The organism is Methylocystis sp. Se48 (assembly GCF_056269425.1).
This window is the reverse complement of record NZ_CM149850.1, coordinates 799,202-818,591: the sequence shown is the minus strand read 5'-3', so window position 1 is coordinate 818,591 and position 19,390 is coordinate 799,202. Positions and strand designations below refer to the sequence as shown.

At 65.9% G+C, this 19,390-nt stretch carries 21 protein-coding genes; 5 read left to right on the top strand and 16 right to left on the bottom strand.

The window, feature by feature from the left end; translation table 11 throughout:
- Window positions 1–61: 61 nt before the first annotated feature.
- From ACV959_RS03890 to coxB, 8 genes are all read right to left on the bottom strand, one after another.
- Window positions 62–814 carry an SURF1 family protein gene (locus tag ACV959_RS03890; RefSeq protein ID WP_475738606.1) on the bottom strand — a complete coding sequence of 251 codons (753 nt, stop codon included), beginning with the start codon at window positions 812–814 and terminating at the stop codon, window positions 62–64.
- A complete protein-coding gene (locus ACV959_RS03885) occupies window positions 811–1,188 on the bottom strand; it encodes a DUF983 domain-containing protein (protein ID WP_475738605.1) in 378 nt (125 codons plus the stop codon). Before ACV959_RS03885 ends, ACV959_RS03890 begins: the two co-directional genes overlap by 4 nt.
- Before the next feature lie 90 nt (window positions 1,189–1,278).
- Window positions 1,279–2,169: a cytochrome c oxidase subunit 3 gene (locus ACV959_RS03880; protein ID WP_475738604.1), complete on the bottom strand. Its 891-nt coding sequence runs from the start codon at window positions 2,167–2,169 to the stop codon at window positions 1,279–1,281.
- 76 nt (window positions 2,170–2,245) lie between these two features.
- Window positions 2,246–2,839 (bottom strand): cytochrome c oxidase assembly protein, encoded by a 594-nt coding sequence (locus ACV959_RS03875; protein WP_475738603.1) that lies wholly within the window; start codon window positions 2,837–2,839, stop codon window positions 2,246–2,248.
- A gap of 1 nt (window position 2,840) precedes the next feature.
- Entirely contained in the window at window positions 2,841–3,035 is a 195-nt protein-coding gene (locus ACV959_RS03870; RefSeq protein ID WP_475738602.1) for a hypothetical protein, read from the bottom strand.
- Between the two features lie 21 nt (window positions 3,036–3,056).
- Window positions 3,057–3,989 (bottom strand): heme o synthase, encoded by a 933-nt coding sequence (locus tag ACV959_RS03865; protein ID WP_475738601.1) that lies wholly within the window; start codon window positions 3,987–3,989, stop codon window positions 3,057–3,059.
- A gap of 100 nt (window positions 3,990–4,089) precedes the next feature.
- Window positions 4,090–5,748, bottom strand: coding sequence for a cytochrome c oxidase subunit I (gene ctaD / locus ACV959_RS03860; protein WP_475738600.1), 1,659 nt, complete (start codon window positions 5,746–5,748; stop codon window positions 4,090–4,092).
- A 39-nt stretch (window positions 5,749–5,787) separates the two neighbouring features.
- Window positions 5,788–6,657 carry a cytochrome c oxidase subunit II gene (gene coxB / locus ACV959_RS03855; RefSeq protein WP_475738599.1) on the bottom strand — a complete coding sequence of 290 codons (870 nt, stop codon included), beginning with the start codon at window positions 6,655–6,657 and terminating at the stop codon, window positions 5,788–5,790.
- A gap of 326 nt (window positions 6,658–6,983) precedes the next feature.
- Between coxB and ACV959_RS03850 the strand changes: the two genes are divergently transcribed.
- Together ACV959_RS03850 and ACV959_RS03845 are read left to right on the top strand one after the other, a co-directional pair.
- Window positions 6,984–7,517: an invasion associated locus B family protein gene (locus tag ACV959_RS03850; protein WP_475738598.1), complete on the top strand. Its 534-nt coding sequence runs from the start codon at window positions 6,984–6,986 to the stop codon at window positions 7,515–7,517.
- Between the two features lie 17 nt (window positions 7,518–7,534).
- The gene (locus tag ACV959_RS03845; protein ID WP_475738597.1) at window positions 7,535–8,131 is read left to right on the top strand and encodes a hypothetical protein; all 597 of its coding nucleotides are present in this window, start codon (window positions 7,535–7,537) and stop codon (window positions 8,129–8,131) included.
- Between the two features lie 63 nt (window positions 8,132–8,194).
- Here the strand turns inward: ACV959_RS03845 and ACV959_RS03840 are convergent, their stop codons facing one another.
- The 6 genes from ACV959_RS03840 to ACV959_RS03815 all read right to left on the bottom strand — a co-directional run bounded on the left by ACV959_RS03840 (window position 8,195) and on the right by ACV959_RS03815 (window position 14,772).
- On the bottom strand, window positions 8,195–8,692 hold the full coding sequence (locus ACV959_RS03840) for a F0F1 ATP synthase subunit B family protein (protein ID WP_475738596.1): 498 nt from the start codon (window positions 8,690–8,692) through the stop codon (window positions 8,195–8,197).
- 13 nt (window positions 8,693–8,705) lie between these two features.
- Window positions 8,706–9,290, bottom strand: a complete 585-nt coding sequence (locus ACV959_RS03835) for a F0F1 ATP synthase subunit B family protein (RefSeq protein ID WP_475738595.1) — start codon at window positions 9,288–9,290, stop codon at window positions 8,706–8,708.
- Between the two features lie 118 nt (window positions 9,291–9,408).
- Window positions 9,409–9,633, bottom strand: a complete 225-nt coding sequence (locus ACV959_RS03830) for a F0F1 ATP synthase subunit C (RefSeq protein WP_424361346.1) — start codon at window positions 9,631–9,633, stop codon at window positions 9,409–9,411.
- 47 nt (window positions 9,634–9,680) lie between these two features.
- Window positions 9,681–10,439, bottom strand: a complete 759-nt coding sequence (locus ACV959_RS03825) for a F0F1 ATP synthase subunit A (protein ID WP_475738594.1) — start codon at window positions 10,437–10,439, stop codon at window positions 9,681–9,683.
- A gap of 65 nt (window positions 10,440–10,504) precedes the next feature.
- A complete protein-coding gene (locus ACV959_RS03820; protein WP_475738593.1) occupies window positions 10,505–10,849 on the bottom strand; it encodes an AtpZ/AtpI family protein in 345 nt (114 codons plus the stop codon).
- A gap of 467 nt (window positions 10,850–11,316) precedes the next feature.
- Window positions 11,317–14,772, bottom strand: coding sequence for a chromosome segregation SMC family protein (locus tag ACV959_RS03815; protein WP_475738592.1), 3,456 nt, complete (start codon window positions 14,770–14,772; stop codon window positions 11,317–11,319).
- 213 nt (window positions 14,773–14,985) lie between these two features.
- On the opposite strand from ACV959_RS03815, the gene ACV959_RS03810 reads away from it, so the two are divergent.
- Window positions 14,986–15,555 (top strand): gamma-glutamylcyclotransferase, encoded by a 570-nt coding sequence (locus tag ACV959_RS03810; RefSeq protein ID WP_475739582.1) that lies wholly within the window; start codon window positions 14,986–14,988, stop codon window positions 15,553–15,555.
- Between the two features lie 154 nt (window positions 15,556–15,709).
- Here ACV959_RS03810 and ACV959_RS03805 read toward each other — a convergent pair whose 3' ends face one another.
- The gene (locus tag ACV959_RS03805; RefSeq protein ID WP_475738591.1) at window positions 15,710–16,099 is read right to left on the bottom strand and encodes a hypothetical protein; all 390 of its coding nucleotides are present in this window, start codon (window positions 16,097–16,099) and stop codon (window positions 15,710–15,712) included.
- A 489-nt stretch (window positions 16,100–16,588) separates the two neighbouring features.
- On the opposite strand from ACV959_RS03805, the gene ACV959_RS03800 reads away from it, so the two are divergent.
- Window positions 16,589–17,485, top strand: coding sequence for a diacylglycerol/lipid kinase family protein (locus ACV959_RS03800; protein WP_475738590.1), 897 nt, complete (start codon window positions 16,589–16,591; stop codon window positions 17,483–17,485).
- Window positions 17,486–17,495: 10 nt separating this feature from the next.
- Here the strand turns inward: ACV959_RS03800 and ACV959_RS03795 are convergent, their stop codons facing one another.
- Entirely contained in the window at window positions 17,496–18,428 is a 933-nt protein-coding gene (locus ACV959_RS03795) for a glycine--tRNA ligase subunit alpha (RefSeq protein ID WP_475738589.1), read from the bottom strand.
- Between the two features lie 160 nt (window positions 18,429–18,588).
- On the opposite strand from ACV959_RS03795, the gene ACV959_RS03790 reads away from it, so the two are divergent.
- Window positions 18,589–19,323: a hypothetical protein gene (locus tag ACV959_RS03790; RefSeq protein ID WP_475738588.1), complete on the top strand. Its 735-nt coding sequence runs from the start codon at window positions 18,589–18,591 to the stop codon at window positions 19,321–19,323.
- Window positions 19,324–19,390 lie beyond the last annotated feature (67 nt).

Below are 19,390 nucleotides of genomic sequence, written 5' to 3'. Positions count from 1 at the left end.
GACGCGATCGGCGATGCGTCGTCGCCTTTTCATATCATATTCGCGCGCGTCGCAAGGCGCTTCAGGGGCTGTCCGCCGCCGGCCCGCGCGCGAGGCGGCCGCGGGCGAAAAGCCCGAAGACGACGAGAAGCGCGGCGGCGAGGGAAAACCAAGTGAAAGCATAGGAAAGGTGATTGTTCGCAATCTCGGGCGTTGTCGGGACAAGACGGGGAAAACCGTTCGGTCCCGCCGCAGGGGGGCCGTCGAGGGCGAGCGTGAAAGGCGCCGCGCCGGCGAGGCCGAGGGCGGCGGCGATCGCGGCGGGATCGCGCGTATACCAGATGAACCGTTCCGGCGCGTCGGCGGGCGTGAAGATGTTTCGAGATTGCGGCGCGCGCATCAGGCCGGAAATCGTCATCTCTCCGGCTGGCGGGGCTCTGCCGGCGACATCCTCGGCCTTGGACGCTGGGAGAAAGCCGCGCTCGACCAGCGCCACCCCGCCCCCTGCGACCGCGAAGGGCGTGACGACCATATAGCCGGGTTCGCTGCCCGCGCCTTCCGGCGGCTTCATGAACACGAGCGCGTCGCGGCCGCCAAGAAAGCGGCCGGTGGTCCGGACATGGGTGAAGTCGTAATCTACGGGCGCCAGAGCTGACCAAGCATCGGGCTCCGGCAATGCTTTCGGCGAGGCGCCCGCGCGGCTTTCGACGCGGGCGATGAGCGCTTCCTTTTCTCCAAGGCGGCGGACCTGCCAGACGCCGAGGCTCACGAGCAGCGCGAAGGCGACCGTCGTCGCGATCGCCGGCCACAGCAGCGACCTCGCGCCGCGGCTCATGACTCGCGGCGGCCTTCCTCGGCCTTGTTGAAATATTGCAGGGCGATGAGCAAACCTTTGGTCGGCCGCAGGAGGCCGATGCAGACCAGCGCGGACAGCGGAATGAAGATCGCCGCATGCACCCAGTAGGGCGGTTGGTAGACGACCTCGATATACCAGGCGAGTCCGACGATGATGAAGCCGGCGATGGTCATGACGAAGATCGCCGGACCATCCCCCGTGTCGGCGAAGGAGAAATCGAGCCCGCAGACCTCGCATTTCGGGGCGACGGTCAAAAGTCCTTGCAGCATATGGCCCTTGCTGCAACGGGGGCATTTGCCGAGCAGGCCATCGATATAGATTTGGCCGGGAGGATAGACGTGCTCTTCGGACATTTCAGACTCATTTCCTAAAGAAAACGGTCACGGCGGCGCCGTGACCGTCAATTCGCCCAGGGCGGGCGCCGCCGCAGGCGGCGCCGACGCCTATTCCATCGCGCCGCCCCAGTTGCCCCACACATATATGCAGAAGAACAGGAACAGCCAGACGACGTCGACGAAGTGCCAGTACCAGGCGGCGAATTCGAAGCCGAGATGCTGTTTCGCCGTGAAATGGCCCTTCATCGCGCGCAGGAGGCAGACGATCAGAAACAGCGTGCCCACGATGACGTGGAAGCCGTGGAAGCCCGTCGCCATGAAGAAGGTCGAACCGTAATTCGTGGCCGCCGGATGCGCCGGATCGAAGGAGAAGGCGAAAGGCGCATGCGCATATTCATAACCCTGGATGGCCGTGAACAGCAGGCCGAGGCCGATCGTCGCGAGCAGACCCTTCTTAAGTTGGCCGCGGTCGCCGTGAAGCAGGCCATGATGCGCCCAGGTGAGCGTCGCGCCGGAGGTGAGCAGGATTACGGTGTTGAGCAGCGGCAGCTTCCACGGGCTCAAGACTTCGACGCCCTTCGGCGGCCAGACGCCCTGGAACAGCTCGGTGCGCGAGACCTGCCAGATGTCGCCCGGAAAGATGCTGGAATTGAAGAACGCCCAGAACCAGGCGACGAAGAACATCACTTCCGACAGGATGAACAGGATCATCCCGTAGCGGTGATGCAACTGCACGACCGGCGTGTGATGCCCCTCGACCTGGGCCTCGCGCACAACGTCGCTCCACCAAGCGTACATCACGGCGAGAATGGCGGCGAATCCGGCGAAGAAGAGCGTGCCGCCCCAGGTCTGGCCGTAGATCGGCGAACCCTTGTGCTGGGCCATCCACATGATGGCGCCGATGGCGGTGGCCAGCGCGGCGAAGGCGCCGGCGATCGGCCACGGACTTGGATCGACGAGGTGATAATCGTGTTGAGGTTTCGCGTGTCCGTCGGCCATTTTTACTCTTCCTCGTCATTCGCCGGTCGCCCGGCGCGTTCGGTTTTGCCAATTTCCGCCAGCGACGCCAGCGGGATTATATTTTCGGCTTTCCGGTTCCGGCCTCGCTGGTCTTGGCCCCCGCCGGCGACCTGGTCGGATAGAAGGAATAGGAAAGCGTGATTTCCTCGACGCGACGCATCGCCTCGTCGGATTCGAGCGCGGGATCGAGGTAAAAGACAACCGGCCATTCCGTCGTCTCGCCGGGCGCGAGCTTCTGTTCGCTGAAGCAGAAACAGGCGACTTTGACGAAGAAGGCGCCGGCCTGATCGGGGCTGACGTTGTAGGCGGCCTGACCGCTCGTTTCATGGTCGGAAAGATTCGCGACCTTGTAATAGACCGTCGCCGTTTCGCCGGTGCGCAGCGTCACTTTCGGAACCTCCGGTTCGAAGCGCCACGGAAGCTCCTTCGATACATTGGCGTCGAACCGAACGGCGAGTCGACGCTCTCCCGGCTTGGCCGGCCCTGTCTTCGCGGTCTGCGGCGTGCCGCCGAAACCGGTCGCCGCGCAAAAGGCGCGATACAACGGCGCGGAGGCGAAGGACAGGCCAAGCATCGCGACCGAGCCCACTACGAGGGCCGCCGCGATCTTGCGCTGTCCGCCAGACGTCTGGCGCCCGGACGCGACCATTTCAGAGTTGCCGGTTGGCGACCGCGCCGCCGAGTTTGACGACGGTCACGGCGTAGAACAGCACGGCGAGCAGCGCGACAGTAATTCCGATCGCGATGTTGCGCGCTCGTCGGCTGCGCTCCTGTTCCGGCGTCAGGGTGACGCCGCCCTGGGCGTCGCCGCTCGTCGCCATCTTCCTGGTCGGCTCGTTCTTCATGAGCGGTAACCTTTCCGTAGCCTAGATCACGGCCAAAAGTTGCAGCGCGCGTTCGAAAACGAGAACCAGAAACAGGAGAAAGAGGTAGTAGATCGAGAAGAGAAAGAGTTTCAGGGACGCCCGCCTCGCGGGATCTCCCACGCGTTTGCGGTAAACCTCGACCGCGAGATAGGCGAGATATGCGCCGGAGGCCATGGCGATGAACCCATAGGCGCGCGAAGCGAAACCGAGCAGCCAGGGCGCGACGCCGAGCGGCGCGAGGATGAGGGAATAGATGAGGATCTCGAGGCGGGTGCGGTCCGCGCCAAGAACATTGGGCATCATCGGCACGCCGGCGCGGCCGTAGTCGTCATGCTTCATCAGCGCGAGCGCCCAGAAATGGGGCGGCGTCCAAATGAAAATGATCGCGAAGAGAACGACGCTGACGAAGCCGATCTCGCCTGTCGCCGCCGCGTAGCCCACCATTGGCGGCAGCGCGCCCGCAGCGCCGCCGATGACGATGTTCTGAGGCGTCGAGCGCTTCAGCCACATCGTGTAGATGGCGACATAAAAGAAGATGGTGAAAGCCAGAAGACCCGCCGCCAGCCAGTTCGCGGCGAAGCCGAGCGTGAACACGGAGAGCAGCGACAGCACCACGCCGAAAGCGAGCGCGGATTCGGGCTCGAGCCGGCCGGAAGGAATGGGGCGCTTGCTGGTTCGCGACATGACCGCGTCGATGTCAGCGTCGTACCACATGTTGAGCGCGCCCGACGCTCCCGCGCCGACCGCGATGGCGAGGATCGACGTGAAGGCGATGAGCGGATGGGGCGGAACCGGCGCGAGCAGCATTCCAGCGAGCGCCGTGAGCACGACCAGGGACATCACGCGCGGCTTCAGAAGCCGAAGGTAATCGGACGGCGCCGCGACGGGAATGCGCGGGGCCTGGCCCTCTTCGAAATAGGAAGCGTCGCTCATCGCTGATCTGATCGCTCAAGTTACTTCTGAGAAAGCGCGAACCGTCGCGCTTGACGATTGTGTCGCCGGCGCGGCGCGCGTCGCGCCGGCGAATTCTGTATCAGTGCTCCGAGCCGGTGATGCGCGGCAGCACCTCGAACTGGTGAAAAGGCGGCGGCGACGGAAGCGTCCACTCTAGGGTCGTCGCGCCGACGCCCCACGGATTGGCCCCGGCGACCCGCTTCTTCATGAAGGCCTCGATGACGCAGTAGAAGAAAATCAGCATGCTCAGCGCTCCGATGAACGCGCCGATCGACGAGATGTAGTTCCAGAGCGCGAAAGCGTCCGGATAGTCGATGTAACGGCGCGGCATGCCGGCGAGGCCGAGGAAATGCTGTGGGAAGAAGGTCAGGTTGATGCCGATGAACAGCACGATGAAGTGAAACTTCGACAGCGTCTCGTTGTAAAGATAGCCGGTCATCTTCGGGAACCAGTAGTAGAAACCCGCGAAGACGCCGAAAACCGCGCCAAGCGACATAGTGTAGTGGAAATGCGCCACCACGAAATAGGTCTCGTGGAGCTGACGGTCGGCCGACGCGTTCGCCAGCACGACGCCGGTGACGCCGCCCATGGTGAACACGAAGATGAAGCCGATCGCCCAGATCATCGGCGCGCGGAAGGAGATCGAGCCGCCCCACATCGTCGCGATCCACGAGAAGATCTTAATGCCCGTCGGCACCGCGATCACCATGGTCGCAAAGACGAAGTAACGCTGCGCATTGAGCGACAGACCGACCGTATACATGTGGTGAGCCCACACGATGCAGCCGAGGAAGCCGATGCAGACCATCGCGTAGGCCATGCCGAGATAGCCGAACACCGGCTTCTTCGAGAAGGTCGACACGATATGGCTGATCAGGCCGAAGGCCGGTAGGATCAGCACGTAGACTTCCGGATGACCGAAGAACCAGAACAGATGCTGGAACAGCAGCGGGTCGCCGCCGCCGGCCGGATCGTAAAACATGGTGCCGAAGTTGCGGTCGGTCAGCAGCATGGTGATCGCGCCGGCGAGGACCGGAAGCGTCAACACCAGCAGGAAGGCCGTCACCAGCATGGCCCAGGCGAAGAGCGGCATCTTGTGAAGCGTCATGCCCGGGGCGCGCATGTTGAAGATCGTGGTGATGAAGTTGATCGAACCCAGGATCGACGACGCGCCCGCGAGATGCAGCGACAGGATGACGAAATCCATCGCCGGGCCGGGGTGGCCGATGTTCGACGACAAGGGCGGGTAGAACACCCAGCCGCCGCCGAAGCCCATCATGCCCGGCGCGCCCTCGACGAACATCGACATGACCAGCAGGATCAGCGAGACGGCGAGGAACCAGAAAGAGATGTTGTTTAAGCGCGGGAACGCCATGTCCGGCGCGCCGATCATGATCGGAACGAACCAGTTGGCGAAGCCGCCCATCAGCGCCGGCATGACCATGAAGAAAATCATGAGAACGCCATGGGCGGTGATGAAGACATTGTAGAGATTTTTGCCCGCGTCGGCGCCCATCGAGGGATCGGCGTGGTTGATCAGCTGGGCGAGGCCGGGGAACACGTTGATGCCCGGATACATCAGCTCGGCGCGGATCGCGACTGACATCAGCAGGCCGACGAGGCCGCCGATGACGGCAAGGATCAGATAGAGCGTGCCGATGTCCTTGTGGTTCGTGGAGAAGAGAAAGCGCCGCAACCCTGTCGGATGGTCATGCGCGCCGGCAGTCGAACTCGCCATCGTTGTGTCCTCGATGTCTTATGTTGTCTTGCGTCTGGTTCAGCGGGCCGGCTCGCCGGAAGCGAGTCGCACCGGCGATTCGGCGGCCGCAAACTTCTTCTTCGACTCCGCCAGCCACTCGTCGTATTTCTCGCGGCTCACGACGCGAATCGCCATCGGCATGAAGGCGTGGTCCTTGCCGCAGATCTTGGAGCACTGGCCGTAATAGACGCCTTCCTTCTCGGCCTTGAACCAGGTTTCGTTCAGTCGTCCCGGAACGGCGTCCATTCGCACGCCGAAAGCGGGGATCACGAAGGAGTGGATGACGTCGGCCGCGGTGATCTGCAACTTCACGACCTCGTTGACCGGCACATAGGCCTCATTGTCCACGGCGAGCAGTCGGGGCTCTCCCTCCTTGAGCTCCGCCTCCGGCTTCATCAGCTGGTCGAAGGCGAAGCCTCCGCCCTGATCCTCTGGATATTTGTAGGACCAATACCACTGGTTGCCAGTGACCTTGATCGTGATTTTCGCCTCCGGAATCTCGACCTGATGGGCCATGATGCGGAAGGACGGAATGGCGATGAACACGAGGATGAGGATCGGGATCAGCGTCCAGACGATCTCGAGCCCGGTGTGATGGGTCAGCTTAGACGGCACCGGATTGGTCTGCTCGTTGTAACGCCAGGAGACATAGAGCAGAAGGCCGAGAACCGAGAGCGCGATGAAGGTGATGATCGGGAGCAGGATGCCGTTATAGAAGAACTGCGTCTCCCTTCCCACCTCCGTCACCGTCGCCGGCAGGCCGATGCCGCCGGGGGTTGGCTGCCCTTCGACCTGCGCATAGGCGAAACCGGCGAAGAGAACCATCGGAAGCGCTACTGCGGCCGCGAAGGCTCCGCGAGGAAGGTAGTTTCTAGTGCTCGTGGACATGCAGGTCGCCTTTCGCACCTTTTCGTCAACTTGGTTCTGAATGCAAAATTCGCGCGCGCTTCCGCCGCTGAAAGCTTTTGCGCGACATGGCCCCGGTTCAATCACAAACGCACGTCCCGCGCAATTGCTGCGACGCCATATTTTCTCTGACAAATGGTCGCGCCGGGAGGCGTGGCGCAAGGTTGCGCCGCGGTTCGCGGCCCGGCTTGACAGGGCGGGTCCATTTGCTACCCAACTGGGCTCCGCCGCGCATGGCGCGCCGCCGCGATGCGGCCCGCTTTTGCCCGCAGGATCTAAGAGTTGGGCGAACCGCTGCTGGAGCCATCATGACGTTTTTGCGCGCTGCGACAATCTCCGCGCCCTTGCGACAACTGGTCGCGGGCTCGTTGGGCTTTCTCTTTGCCGCCGTCGGAGCCGGAGATGCTCTCTCGCAGGGGGTGGTCAAATCGAAATTCGGCGACTGGGAAATCCGTTGCGAAACGCCCGCCGGCGCATCCGCGGAACAATGTGCGCTGATTCAGAGCGTCGTCGCCGAGGACAAGAGCAACGTCAATCTCGTTGTCATCGTGCTGAAGACAAGCGACGGAAAAAGCAGGCTTCTTCGCGTCATCGCGCCGCTCGGCGTGCTGCTTCCCAACGGGCTCGGTCTGAAAATCGACGAAACCGACATTGGCCGGGCCGGATTTGTCAAATGTCTGCCGACGGGCTGCGTCGCGGAAGTCGTCATGGACGACAAGCTGATCGAGCAGCTGCGGGGCGGCAAGGTTGCGACCTTCATCATTCATCAGGTTCCCGAGGAGGGGATCGGCCTGCCGCTGGCGCTGCAGGGCTTCAAGGAAGGCTTCGCGAAACTTCCCTGACGACGGGTTCGAGAGAGATGAAGACAGGCAGGCTGGAATTGGCGGCGCTGGCGATGGCGCTGGGCGTCGGCGCACAGTGCGCATGGGCGTTCGAATTGCCGAAGGTAGGCCTTCCGGACCTTTTCGGCGGCGGAAAGGACGCCCCGCCTGCGCCCGGCGCGACGGCGGATTGCCCGCTCGTCGTCATGGACGCCGGCACAACGATGCTCCGCACGCCGGCGGAGGCCGACGCCGCCAGCGTCAGGCACCAGATCTCCATCAAATCGGCCGTGCGGGAATGCATCGTCGCGGGCGATCATCTCGACATTCGCGTCGGGGTCGAGGGCGACGTCGTTCTCGGTCCGGCCGGAACGCCGGGCGCCTATGGAGCCAACCTGCGCATCGCGCTGCGTCGCACGAAGGACGACTCCATCGTCAGTTCGAAAACCTATCGGGTCAGCGCGACGATCCCCGCGGGCGCCGCGCGGGCGGACTTTCGGCTTCTAGCGGAGCCGATGACGGCGCCGTCCGTCGCGAAGGCGCAGGAGGATTACGACATTCTGGTCGGTTTCACCGAGGGCGGAGCCGAGCCGGTCGAGAAACCCGCTCGGAAAAAGAAAAAGGGCCGGCTCTGACGTCCGACCCAATTCAAAAGGCGCGCGATCCTGTTCAGCGTCTCGTGCGCCCTTGGCTCGACGTCAGTTCGACGCGAAGCGCGCGCGGTCGGAAAGCGCTTTCACCTCGTTGATGCCGGCGATGACGAAGTCCTTGCCCGGCGCGCCTTGGGCAAGGACGCGCTCGGCGACCTTCACGGCCGCGTCGGCGGCGGCGGCGCGCACCTCGGCGGCGGCCTGCGCTTCGGCCTGGGCAATCTTCTGCTCGACTTGCTTGACGCTGCGGGCCATGAACTCGTCGAGCCGGCGACGGCCCTCGGCGGCGATGAGCTCCGCTTCTTCCTTGGCCTGCGCAACGATCGCCTTGGCTTCCGCCTCGGCGTCCGCGCGTTTCTTCTCGAAGGAAGCGAGCAGCGTCTCGGCCTCCGCCCGCAGACGCTCGGCCTCGGCGAGTTCGCTCTTGATGCGGTTGATGCGCGCGTCGATCATCGCCGCGAGCTTCGAATGGGCGCCGGCCCAGAGCAGCACGGCGACGAAGATCGTGAAACCGACGGCGACGTAGAATTCCGCGTCGAAATTCATGGCACGCGACTCCTCAGTTCACGGGTTTGTATTCGGCGGCGAGCCGGGATCTGTCGGCGGGCGCGCCCGTGAGCTTCTCGACGATCGAGGCGGCGGCGTCGAGCGCGATCTCCTCGACATTGGCGAGGGCCGCATTCTTGGCGGCGGCGATGCGCGCCTCGGCGCTGCGGATCTTCTCGGCGGCGTCGGCTTCCGCTTTGGCGCGCTGCGCCGCGGCCTCGTTGGCGATCTTCTGCTGGGCCTCGCGGCCGATGGCCTGGGCTTCCTCGCGGCGCAGGCGCAGATTTTCGTCGTTCGCCGCGGCGGCGGCCTGCGCCTTCGCCTGCATGTCGCGCGACGCGTCGAGGTCGGCGGCGATCTTCGCCTCGCGGTTCTCGATGATGCCGCCGACGCGCGGCAGCGCGATGCGGGACATGAGAACATACAGCACACCGAAAATCAGGACGAGCCAAACGAGCTGCGGCGCGAAATTCTCGGTCTGGAAAGGCGGAAAGCCGCCTTCGTGTTGGGCTTCGCCGCCCGGCGCGCCCACGGACTCGTGGGTCTCGGGAGCTTCCTGCTCGGCCTCGGCGGCGAAGGCGGAAGAGATGATCGCCATGGACATGATCCAAAGATTTCGGACGCGGCGCTCGGTTCGAACGCGGGGCGCCTCTGCGGGGGCGTACGGCCGCGAGGCGCGCTGTCGGGCGCGCCTCGCGAAGAGCGCAGGAAAGCCCTTAGGCCTTCAGATACAGCAGCAGCGCAATGACGAAGGCGAAGATGCCCAGGCCTTCCGCGAGCGCCGCGCCGATGATCGCGTTGGTGAACTGGGAGGCGGCGGCCGACGGATTACGCAGGGCGCCATTGACGAAGTTGCCGAAGATGAGGCCGACGCCGATCGCCGCAGCGCCGGTGCCGATCGCGGCGAGGCCCGCGCCAACCAGTTGCATTTCAGTAGCCATGGTACTCTCCTGCTTTTTTGTGGGCGACATTTATTGTTGACTGTTTATCAGTGGCCCGGATGGATCGCGTCGTTGAGATAGACGCAAGTGAGGACGCTGAAGACGAAGGCCTGCAAGAAGGCCACGAGCAGCTCCAGCGCATAAAGCGCGACGATCGCCAGCAGCGGCACCGGCGCCAGCGCCGCATAGACGCCGCCCGCCGCGAGCAGCAGCACGACGAAGCCGCCGAACACCGCGAGGGTCACGTGGCCCGCGAGGATGTTGGCGAAAAGACGGATGGACAGCGACACCGGCCGCGACAGGAAGGAGATGATCTCGATCGGCACGAGGATCACCAGCACTGGCAGCGGAACGCCATGCGGCACGAAAAGGTTCAGGAAGCCGAAACCATGCCGATAGAAGCCGTAAGCCGTCACCAGCGTGATAACCAGCAGCGCGAAGGCGCCCGTCACGACGATCTGGCTCGTCACCGAATAGGTGTAGGGAACGAGCCCGATCAGATTGGCGATGAGGATGAAGGAAAAGAGCGAGAAGACAAAGGGGAAGAAGCGCATCCCTTCCTTGCCCGCCGTGCTGCGCACCGTATTCGCCACGAATTCGTAGAGCATCTCGGCCAGCGCCTGGAAGCGGCCTGGAACGATCGCCTTGCGCGAGGTCGCGACAACCATCAGCAGCACGACGCCGAGCGCGGCGATCAGCATGTAGAGAGAGGCGTTGGTGAAGGACGTTTCGACGCCCATCATCTGGTGCGGAAAATAGCGATGAAGCTCGAACTGCTCGATCGGATTGGGCGCTTCCGCACTCATCGTCCTCTTCCCGGACGCTTCCGCCCGGCCCTCGATTGGCGGCGCGCCGCGCGCGCCTTCAAAAATTAATCCGCCTCGCCCGGGCCCGCCTTCGGCTTCGCCAAGCGATAGATGTTCCAGAAGCCGGCCGCCACGCCGAGACCGAGAAGCCCGATCATCAGCCAGGGACCGGTGCCGAGCCATTCATCGGCCTTCCAGCCGATGAGCCCGCCCACGACGACCGCCCCCACGAACTCGGAGAATGCGTTGAGCCCGACGCTCAACGCCCGCGTCAATCCCTTCGCCGCCGGCGGGGTCGCCTCCTCTCGCGCGAGCCGCTCATCTTCGCGCCGCCGCAGCGCTTCGTTGAGCTTCTCGAGCCGCGCGTTCAGCGCGTCCTGTTCGGCGTCCCGCTCGTCGTCCTCGATCATCGGCTCTCTCCGTCGCGCAAGAAAACGGCGCGCAAAATTGAACGATGCCCGAGGTGGCTGGTTTGGGGAATTTAGTCAGAATTCCGGGAACGGCTCGGCCGAAAAAACCCCGCCTTGCGGCCGAGCCCTTTCGAGCCGCGCGCAACATATTGAGGGGCCACCGTGAAGTCAAGGAGGCGCGGATTTGTCATATCGCTCTGAAATAAAGCGGGAAACAACTGATTGTGACGATTCGCGCGGGTTGAAAGTTTGTGCATTTGCGAAAAGCGTAGAGGCCAAGGCTCCGCTTGGCGGCTTGGCATGGAGCCGAAGGCCGCCGCCGATCCGCCCGCCGATCGGACGAAAAACCGGAAATAGGCGGCCGCCAAAAACGGCGGCGCAAATCGCACGGGCGCGACCTTGAGGCAACGCCCAAAACGAATCTGAAAGCGCCGGCCGGCCAAGCCTTTCGGGTCGCGCGCGCCGTCTCAACTCGCCAGCGCGAATTTCTCCGCCTGCTCCAGATCCACCGAGACGAGCTGGGAAATGCCGCGCTCCGCCTGCGTGACGCCGAAGAGCCGGTCCATGCGCGCCATGGTGATGGGGTTGTGCGTGATCGTCACGAAGCGCGTGTCGGTCTTCTTGCGCATCTCTTCCAGGAGGTCGCAGAAGCGTTCGACATTGTAGTCGTCGAGCGGGGCGTCCACCTCGTCGAGCACGCAGATCGGCGAGGGGTTCGTCAGGAACACCGCGAAAATCAGAGACATGGCCGTCAGCGCCTGTTCGCCGCCGGAGAGCAGCGACATGGCCGCCGGCTTTTTGCCCGGCGGACGGGCGAGAATGTCGAGGCCCGCCTCCAGCGGATCGTCGCTCTCGATAAGCTGAAGCTCGGCCGAACCGCCATCAAACAGGATCGTGAACAGCTCCTTGAAATGGGCGTTCACCTTGTCGAAGGCGGCGAGGAGGCGCTCGCGCCCCTCCTTGTTGAGGCTGGCGATGGCGGCGCGCAACTTCTTGATCGCCTCGGCGAGGTCGTCGCGCTCGGCGATCATCTTCTCGCGCTGGGAATCGACTTCGGCCAGTTCGTCCTCGGCGCGGAGATTGACGGCGCCGAGTCGTTCACGGTCGGCGCGCAGGGCTTCGAGCCGTTTCTCGATCTCCGCGATCTCCGGCAGTTCGTCGCCCTCCGTCACGCCGGCGAGCGCGGCGAGCGCGGCCGGCGTCGATTCGAGATCGTGCTGAATGGCGCGCTCGATGTCGGCGACGCGCCGCCTCGCCGCCTCCAGCTGCGCCTCGCTGCGCGCCTTCTCCTCGCGGGCGGCGCTCATGGCCTCGAGCGCGGCGCGGGCGGCGCGGTCGGCCTCGGCGAGCCGCGTCTCCGCGGCGGCGCGCGCATCGGAGGCGTCGCGGCGGGCCGTCTCGGCGTCCTGCAGCGCGTTCATCAGCGCGCGGCGCTGGTCGAGGAAGGCGTCGGGCGATTCGGCGAGGCGCTCCTGCTCCTCGCGAGCCGATTCGAGGCGTTCCTCCAGTTCCCCGAGCCGGTCCTGGGCGCGGTCGCGCCGCTCGGCCCAGGAGGCGATCTCGCGGGCGATGGCGGCGACGCGCGACGCCCGGGCGCCGGCCTCGTTGCGCAGGCTCGCAAGCGCGGCGCGAGCCTCGCCCGCCTGGGCGCGCTCGACCATGGCGCGGGCGCGCAGGCTCTCCAGCGCGCCGGCGAGGGAGGCCGGCTCCTCCAGCGCGTCCAGCTGCGCCATCAGCGCGTCGCGCTTCTGCTTCGCCTCGTCGCGATTGGCGAGGGTCTGCGCCTTGGCTTCCTCGAGCGCAGACAGGCGCTGGCCGATCTGCGCCATGCGGCGCTCGGCGGCGGCGTGACGCTCGCGAGCCTCCTCCAGCCGGACGCGGGCGCGGCGCTGCGCGTCGCGGGCCCCGGCGTCGGCCATGGCCGCGAGCCGCGTCGCCTCCCGGGCGGCCTCCAGCTCCTCAGCGAGGGCGTCGGCCTGGGCGCGCGCGCGTTCCGCCTCGCCGCGCAGATCGGCGAGACGGTTCTTCTCGGCGAGGCGGCGGGCGGCGGGGGTCGGCGCCTCGGCGGCCTGGGTGAAGCCGTCCCAACGCCAAAGATCGCCTTCCTTCGAGACGAGGCGCTGGCCGGGCTTCAGGAGCTTGCGCAAGCTCTCGCCCTCGGCGCGCAGCACGACTCCGATCTGCGCCAGACGGCGACGGAGGGCGGGCGGCGCCTGGACCATCTCGCCAAGCGCCCGCACGCCGGGCGGCAGCGGCGGGTCGCCTGCGTCCGGCGTCAGCGCCCAATGGGCGGGAGCCGAGGTCTCCGCCGAGGCGTCAAGATCGTCGCCGAGCGCCGCGCCGAGCGCCGTCTCATAGCCCTTCTCGACCGTCATGCTCTCGACGACGGGCGCCCAGAGGCCGCCTGAGCCGGATTGCAGCAGATTTTCGAGGGTGCGGACTTCCGTCTCCAGCCGATGCGCCTTCAGCGCCGCCTGCTCCACGGGCTGGCGGGCGGCGGCCTCGGCGTCGCGGGCCTCGCGCTGCGCCTCTTCCGCGATCTGGGCGGCTTCGTCGGCGGCGCGGGCCTCCTCCGCGGCCAGGTCGAAAGCCTCGGCGAGACGCGCCGCCTCTTCCGCCCCGCCGCCCTGCCCGGCGATCAGAGCAAATTCCGTGTCGAGCCGCGTGAGTTCGGCCTCGAATCGGGCGACGCGGGCGGTTTCGTCGCGCAGCGCCGACTCGATGGCCGCGCGCCGGGCGTTCACGCCCGCGAGTTGCTGCTGCGCGTCGGAGAGCGCCAATTCGGTTTCGGCGAGCGCCGCCTCGATTTCGGCCAGGCGTTCCCGCGCCTCGGCCTCGCGGTCGTCGTCAACGGAATCGACGCCGATGAGGCCGGCGCGTTCCTGTTCCAGACGTTCGGCCGCCTCGGCGGCGTCCTCGATCAGGGCGCGCTCGCGGTCGAGGTCGCGCAGCAATTGCTCGATCTGGCGGCCGAGTTCCGAGATGCGCCGCCTGGCGCGCTCCTCGTCCGCCTCCAGCGCCTGACGCGCCGCGACGAGCCTGTGCACGGCCGCGCCCGCCTCGGCCTCCGCGTCGCGCAACCTGGGCAACTCATGCGCCGCGATCGCCTGAAGTTTGGCGGTTTCAGCCTGTTCCAGCGTCCGGGCCTGCACATTGGCGGCGTCGGCATCGAGCTTCGCGGCGGCGTCGCGCAGGGCGTCGGCGGCGATCTGGTAGGAGACCAGCGCCACGAGCGCCTCGTTTTGCCGGATCTTCGCCGCAAGCTCGCGATAGCGCGCCGCCTGCCGCGCCTGCCGGCGGAGACTGTCGCCCTGGCTCTCGACCTGCTTGAGAACGTCCTCGAGGCGCGTGAGATTTTCTGACGCCGCATTGAGGCGCAGCTCCGCCTCGTGACGGCGCGTGTGGAGGCCGGCGACGCCAGCGGCGTCCTCCAGGATGCGGCGGCGGGCCTGCGGCTTTGCGTTGATGATCTCGCCGATCTGCCCCTGCCGCACGAGGGAGGGCGAGCGCGCGCCGGTCGCCGCGTCGGCGAAGAGAAGCTGCACGTCGCGGGCGCGGACTTCCTTGCCGTTGACGCGATAGGTCGAGCCCTGTTCGCGCTCGATGCGGCGCGTGACCTCGATCGTTTCGGCGTCGTTGAAGGCGGCGGGGGCAAGCCGGTCCGTATTGTCGAGCACGAGGCCGACCTCGGCGAAATTACGCGCCGGCCGCGACCCGCCGCCCGAGAAAATCACGTCGTCCATGCCGGACGCGCGCATGTTCTTGTAGGAATTCTCGCCCATCACCCAGCGCAGGGCCTCGACGAGGTTCGACTTGCCGCAGCCATTCGGCCCGACCACGCCGGTCAGCCCCGGCTGGATCAGGAAGTCGGTCGGTTCGCAGAAGCTCTTGAAGCCCAGAAGTCTGAGGCGCTCGAATTTCATGCCTGAAAAAACCGTCACAAAAGAATGACGATTGCAAGGAATTGGCCGCAATATGTTGTGGGAAGCGCGAGACGCGATCCAACAACGCCGAATCGCTGGGCGCCGGGCGCCGCCGATTTGCCGTTGCAATGCGTATGTTGCGCCGGAAAAATGGGCCTGCGAATCGGTTCGCGGGCGCGCGCGGCAACCGACACGGCGAGGCGCAGCTTGGCTTTGGACGCGACGGGCGACAACGATCTCTGGGTCTTCGGCTATGGCTCGCTCATGTGGCGGCCCGGTTTCGATTTCATCGAGAGCGCGCTGGCCTGGGTTCACGGCTATCACCGTTCACTCTGCATTTTCTCCCATGTCCATCGCGGCACGCCGGAGCGCCCAGGACTCGTTCTGGGCCTCGACCGCGGCGGCTCCTGCCAAGGGGTCGCCTTTCGCGTCGCGGCGAAAAACCGCGCGGAAACGATCGCTTATCTGCGCGAGCGGGAACTCGTGACCTCGGTCTATCTGGAAAAGACGGTCGGCCTGCGCTTCGCGGAAGGCGGATGCGTGAATGCGCTCGCCTATGTCGTGGACCGGAGCCATAGCCAGTACGCGGGACGCCTGCCGCTGGACGAAATGACGCGCCTCGTGTCGGAGGGCGTCGGGATCAACGGCGACAACCCCGCCTATGTGCGCAATACCTATGAGCATTTGCGGCGAATGGACATTCATGACGAGGAACTGGCCGAGGTCGTTCGCCGCCTCGACCAATGCTCCTGCCGCGCAGCGCCGGCGCCGGCCGGCCCATGACGAAAAAAGGCCGGGGCAAGCCCCGGCCGTTAGAAAACGCAAGACACGCGGCACGCCCTACAGAACTCGAAACCGCAAAGAACCAAACGCGCACCCAACGCTCACGCAACGACGCAAAGACCCGGACGCACGCAACAAACGCAACGAACGAAAATCAACTGAGCAGGGACGACGCCAGATCCCGCGCGATCTCGTCCTCCGCACAGAAATGCACATGCCATTCTACAACGCGCAGTTCATGCGCGAGTTCCCTGAGCGAACGGCGGGGCCCGCCTTCCTTCGCCTGAAGCACGCAGACAGGGCGCGCGACGGCGCCCTCGCGCGCGACGCCGATGATCACGCCACTCTCGACGTCGGCGACGAAACCCTCTTCGCCCCGCTGGAACACCGAGCAGACGTAGCGGCGGCCGGAGAGGCCGCGCCACGAGAAGAAGCGGCTGCGCAGGGCGTCCGACGCGACGAGCGAGTCGAGCTCCTGCCCACGCGACGACAGCGCTCCGCCGGGACGTCGCAGGGAGGGGCTCGGAAAGAAAAAGCGTTGCATGACAGCCCTGCCTCAGGGAACGTTACAGGAACGTAAATAGAACAAACGCCGCGATCCGTCAAGACGCTCGAAAGCGCGCGCCCGCCAAAGCCCCGGGTTCCTGGACAAGGCCTCGACGGGCGCCCGCCGCGCCGCTCTTCGCCAGCGGCGCAAGACGCCCTTGCGTCTCGCCGAAACTTATGCCCGGCACAGATGACAAGCGATGTGCGCCAGCGCTCATGACCCTCTCCAACCGCGACAACCTTAATGGCACTTGGCGTTGCAGGGGCCAAATCACAAGCGTCGCCGTTCACGAAACGCGCCACTGCGGCAATTGTTCGCAGACGTCAACCATATTTTTACGTTTTTCACAAGATTTACGATTTTTTCGACGCCTCATGGCCTTAGCGGTCAATTCCGCCGCGGCCTCGTCTGCGCCGTCTTGCCGACGACGCCAAGGAGGTGTTTACCAGCGCCGCCAGTTCGTCGCACATTCGGGAGCGCCGCAAATTGATCCTCGACGCCGGGCGGCGCGCGGCTGCGCCGCCGGTCCTGAGCTTTCTTCTCGTCGCGAACCCCGACGCCGGCGGCGAAAGCGGGCGCGCCGCGCGCGAGATCGCGGCGCGGTTAACGGCATGCGGCCGCGAGGTCGCGGTCGAGGAGGCGCGCCGTCTCGGGGACATCCGCGAAGCCGCGCGCACGACGCGGGCGGGGGTTTTGCTCGTCGCGGGCGGCGACGGCTCGATCAACCAGGCGGTCGCGGGCCTGCTCGACCGGCCCGGCCCGCGGCCCGCGCTCGGGATCGTTCCGGCGGGCACGGCGAACGTGCTGGCGCAAGAACTCGGCCTGCCCCCTGCGGGCGCGGCGCTCGCCCAAATTTTCGCGCGCGGAGCGACGAGGCCGCTTCACGTCGGCCTCGCCAACGGCCGGCCCTTCACGCTGATGGCCTCGGCCGGCGTCGACGCCGCCGTGGTCAAGAGCGTCGACATCGACCTTAAGAAAAAGATCGGGCGCCTCGCCTACGCCGTCGCCGCCGCGCGCTGTTTCCTGCGCGGCGGCTTCCCCGACGTGATCGCCGAAAGCGACGCGGGCGCGATTCGCGCCAAATGCGTCGTCGTCGCCAAATCGAAATTCTATGGCGGCCGCTTCGTCGTGGACGCTGGAGCGGATGTCGCGCGGCCGGGCCTCGGCCTCGTCGCGCTCACGGAGGTTTCGCCGCGCGCCGCGCTCGCCCTAGCGCGCTATTTCGCGACCGGGCGCCTCGACGCGGCGGGCTGCGTGCGCAAATTCCCGGTGCGCCGCGTCACGCTGCGCGGCGCGGCGGCGGCGCAGATCGACGGCGATTATCTCGGCGAGACGCCGGTCGAAATCGTCGGGGCGGAAACGGCCCTGGAGGTGCTGGCTTAAGTAAAGCCGCTCAGCCGTTCGCCCCGCCTCCGGCCGTGCGCAGCCAGGCGGCGCCGCAGGCCTTGGCGAGTTCGCGCACGCGCAGGATGTAGCTCTGCCGCTCGGTCACCGAAATCACGCCGCGCGCGTCGAGCAGGTTGAAGGCGTGGCTCGCCTTGATGCACTGGTCGTAAGCCGGCAGCGCCATCAGATGTTTCTCGTCGCCCGAGCCCGCGCCGAAATCGAGAAGGCGGCGGCACTCGGCCTCGGCGTCCCTGAAGTCCTCGAAAAGCTTCGCCGTGTCGGCCGCCTCGAAATTATGGCGCGAATATTCCTGCTCGGCCTGAAGGAAGACATCGCCGTAAGTGACCTTCTCCGCGCCGTCACGGCCGTTGAAATTCAATTCCATGATGCTGTCGACGCCCTGCAGATAGCAGGCGAGGCGCTCGAGCCCATAGGTCAGCTCCCCCGCGACCGGCGCGCATTCGAAGCCCGCGACCTGCTGGAAATAGGTGAACTGCGAAACCTCCATGCCGTCGCACCAGCACTCCCAGCCGAGCCCCCAGGCGCCGAGCGTGGGGCTCTCCCAGTCGTCCTCGACGAAGCGGATGTCGTGCAGGCGCGGGTCGATCCCGATCGCCGCGAGCGAGGCGAGATACAGATTCTGAAGGTCGGGCGGCGAGGGCTTCAGGATCACCTGGAACTGGTAATAGTGCTGGAGACGGTTGGGGTTCTCGCCGTAGCGGCCGTCCTTGGGACGACGGCACGGCTGCGCATAGGCCGCGCGCCACGCCTTGGGGCCGAGCGCCCGCAGCGTCGTCGCCGGATGAAAGGTGCCCGCGCCCATCTCCATGTCATAGGGCTGCAAGATGACGCAGCCCTGCGCCGCCCAATAGTTCTGCAGGGTGAGGATGAGGCCCTGAAAGGAGCGCGTGGGGGAGAGATAGTCGGTTTCGGCGGTCATGATCGTTCCTCGGGGACTGCGCTGCTCCTAAGGGAAGCGCGATGCGGCGGTCAATGGCGTTCGCGCCGTTGCTGCGGCGCTTCCGGATCGGCGGCGCGCGCTGCTGCTGGGGTTTTCCGTCGCCGGCGACCGCAACGGCTACGCCTTCCGCGTCGCCGACATGGCGAGGCGCGACGCGGAGGCGAGGATCGAGGTTCATGTCTGCGGCGTCGGCGGGCTCAATCCCTTGCCGCTCCCCGCCCTCTACGACCTCTTCGAACGCGTCGCGCGAAGCGGCGCCGGCGTCGCGCTGATCAATCTCTATCGCGACGATTTCGATTATCCCTTTCGTCTCTACGACATGATGCCGGAATCGCTCGCGGCGCGCCACGGCAGGCAGCTTCTCGACCTCGGAGCCCGGCTGGCGCGCGACGAAGGACGGACGTTTTGCCGCGGCCTCCTGCGCGACACCGTGCCCACCGACAAGGAGGGCGCGCAGTTTCAGGCAGGGCAGGTGTGGCAGTTCGTCCGCGCCGGCGCGCGAGCGCAGGCAATTTTCGCTGCGACTGACCGCCGGCGTATTGGCCGCGGGCGAAAGCCGCACGCTGGCCGCGCCGGAAGGCGTGGAAATCCTCGGCCTTTCTCCTTCCTCAGCGGGCCGCGCTCCGGCGTCGTGGAGATTTTCCTCCATGGCTCGGACGCCCCGGTTTCCGTCGAGGCCGACGACCAGTTCTGTTTCGTGACGCGCTACGACTTCGCCCGAATCGGAGCGGCGCCCGGATGCGCGGCGGTCACCATCACACAGACCGAGGCGGCGCCGACCGCGCGGCTGCTGAAAGGCCAACACGACCCATCGCCGCGCGAGGGACTGCTCGTCGGCTTTCACTATTATGTAGGGTCGCGGGAGGCCGATTAGGCGCGCGTTAACCTTCTCCCAGATTCGATGCGGGCGTTTTTCCGTTTTATTTTCAACATATTTTCGG

What these genes read in the sequence shown, in the direction of transcription:
- ACV959_RS03890 (WP_475738606.1), bottom strand. Translation starts at nt 814, where the DNA reads ATGAGCCGCGGCGCGAGGTCGCTGCTGTGGCCGGCGATCGCGACGACG.
- ACV959_RS03885 (WP_475738605.1), bottom strand. Translation starts at nt 1,188, where the DNA reads ATGTCCGAAGAGCACGTCTATCCTCCCGGCCAAATCTATATCGATGGC.
- ACV959_RS03880 (WP_475738604.1), bottom strand. Translation starts at nt 2,169, where the DNA reads ATGGCCGACGGACACGCGAAACCTCAACACGATTATCACCTCGTCGAT.
- ACV959_RS03875 (WP_475738603.1), bottom strand. Translation starts at nt 2,839, where the DNA reads ATGGTCGCGTCCGGGCGCCAGACGTCTGGCGGACAGCGCAAGATCGCG.
- ACV959_RS03870 (WP_475738602.1), bottom strand. Translation starts at nt 3,035, where the DNA reads ATGAAGAACGAGCCGACCAGGAAGATGGCGACGAGCGGCGACGCCCAG.
- ACV959_RS03865 (WP_475738601.1), bottom strand. Translation starts at nt 3,989, where the DNA reads ATGAGCGACGCTTCCTATTTCGAAGAGGGCCAGGCCCCGCGCATTCCC.
- ctaD (WP_475738600.1), bottom strand. Translation starts at nt 5,748, where the DNA reads ATGGCGAGTTCGACTGCCGGCGCGCATGACCATCCGACAGGGTTGCGG.
- coxB (WP_475738599.1), bottom strand. Translation starts at nt 6,657, where the DNA reads ATGTCCACGAGCACTAGAAACTACCTTCCTCGCGGAGCCTTCGCGGCC.
- ACV959_RS03850 (WP_475738598.1), top strand. Translation starts at nt 6,984, where the DNA reads ATGACGTTTTTGCGCGCTGCGACAATCTCCGCGCCCTTGCGACAACTG.
- ACV959_RS03845 (WP_475738597.1), top strand. Translation starts at nt 7,535, where the DNA reads ATGAAGACAGGCAGGCTGGAATTGGCGGCGCTGGCGATGGCGCTGGGC.
- ACV959_RS03840 (WP_475738596.1), bottom strand. Translation starts at nt 8,692, where the DNA reads ATGAATTTCGACGCGGAATTCTACGTCGCCGTCGGTTTCACGATCTTC.
- ACV959_RS03835 (WP_475738595.1), bottom strand. Translation starts at nt 9,290, where the DNA reads ATGGCGATCATCTCTTCCGCCTTCGCCGCCGAGGCCGAGCAGGAAGCT.
- ACV959_RS03830 (WP_424361346.1), bottom strand. Translation starts at nt 9,633, where the DNA reads ATGGCTACTGAAATGCAACTGGTTGGCGCGGGCCTCGCCGCGATCGGC.
- ACV959_RS03825 (WP_475738594.1), bottom strand. Translation starts at nt 10,439, where the DNA reads ATGAGTGCGGAAGCGCCCAATCCGATCGAGCAGTTCGAGCTTCATCGC.
- ACV959_RS03820 (WP_475738593.1), bottom strand. Translation starts at nt 10,849, where the DNA reads ATGATCGAGGACGACGAGCGGGACGCCGAACAGGACGCGCTGAACGCG.
- ACV959_RS03815 (WP_475738592.1), bottom strand. Translation starts at nt 14,772, where the DNA reads ATGAAATTCGAGCGCCTCAGACTTCTGGGCTTCAAGAGCTTCTGCGAA.
- ACV959_RS03805 (WP_475738591.1), bottom strand. Translation starts at nt 16,099, where the DNA reads ATGCAACGCTTTTTCTTTCCGAGCCCCTCCCTGCGACGTCCCGGCGGA.
- ACV959_RS03795 (WP_475738589.1), bottom strand. Translation starts at nt 18,428, where the DNA reads ATGACCGCCGAAACCGACTATCTCTCCCCCACGCGCTCCTTTCAGGGC.
- ACV959_RS03790 (WP_475738588.1), top strand. Translation starts at nt 18,589, where the DNA reads ATGGCGAGGCGCGACGCGGAGGCGAGGATCGAGGTTCATGTCTGCGGC.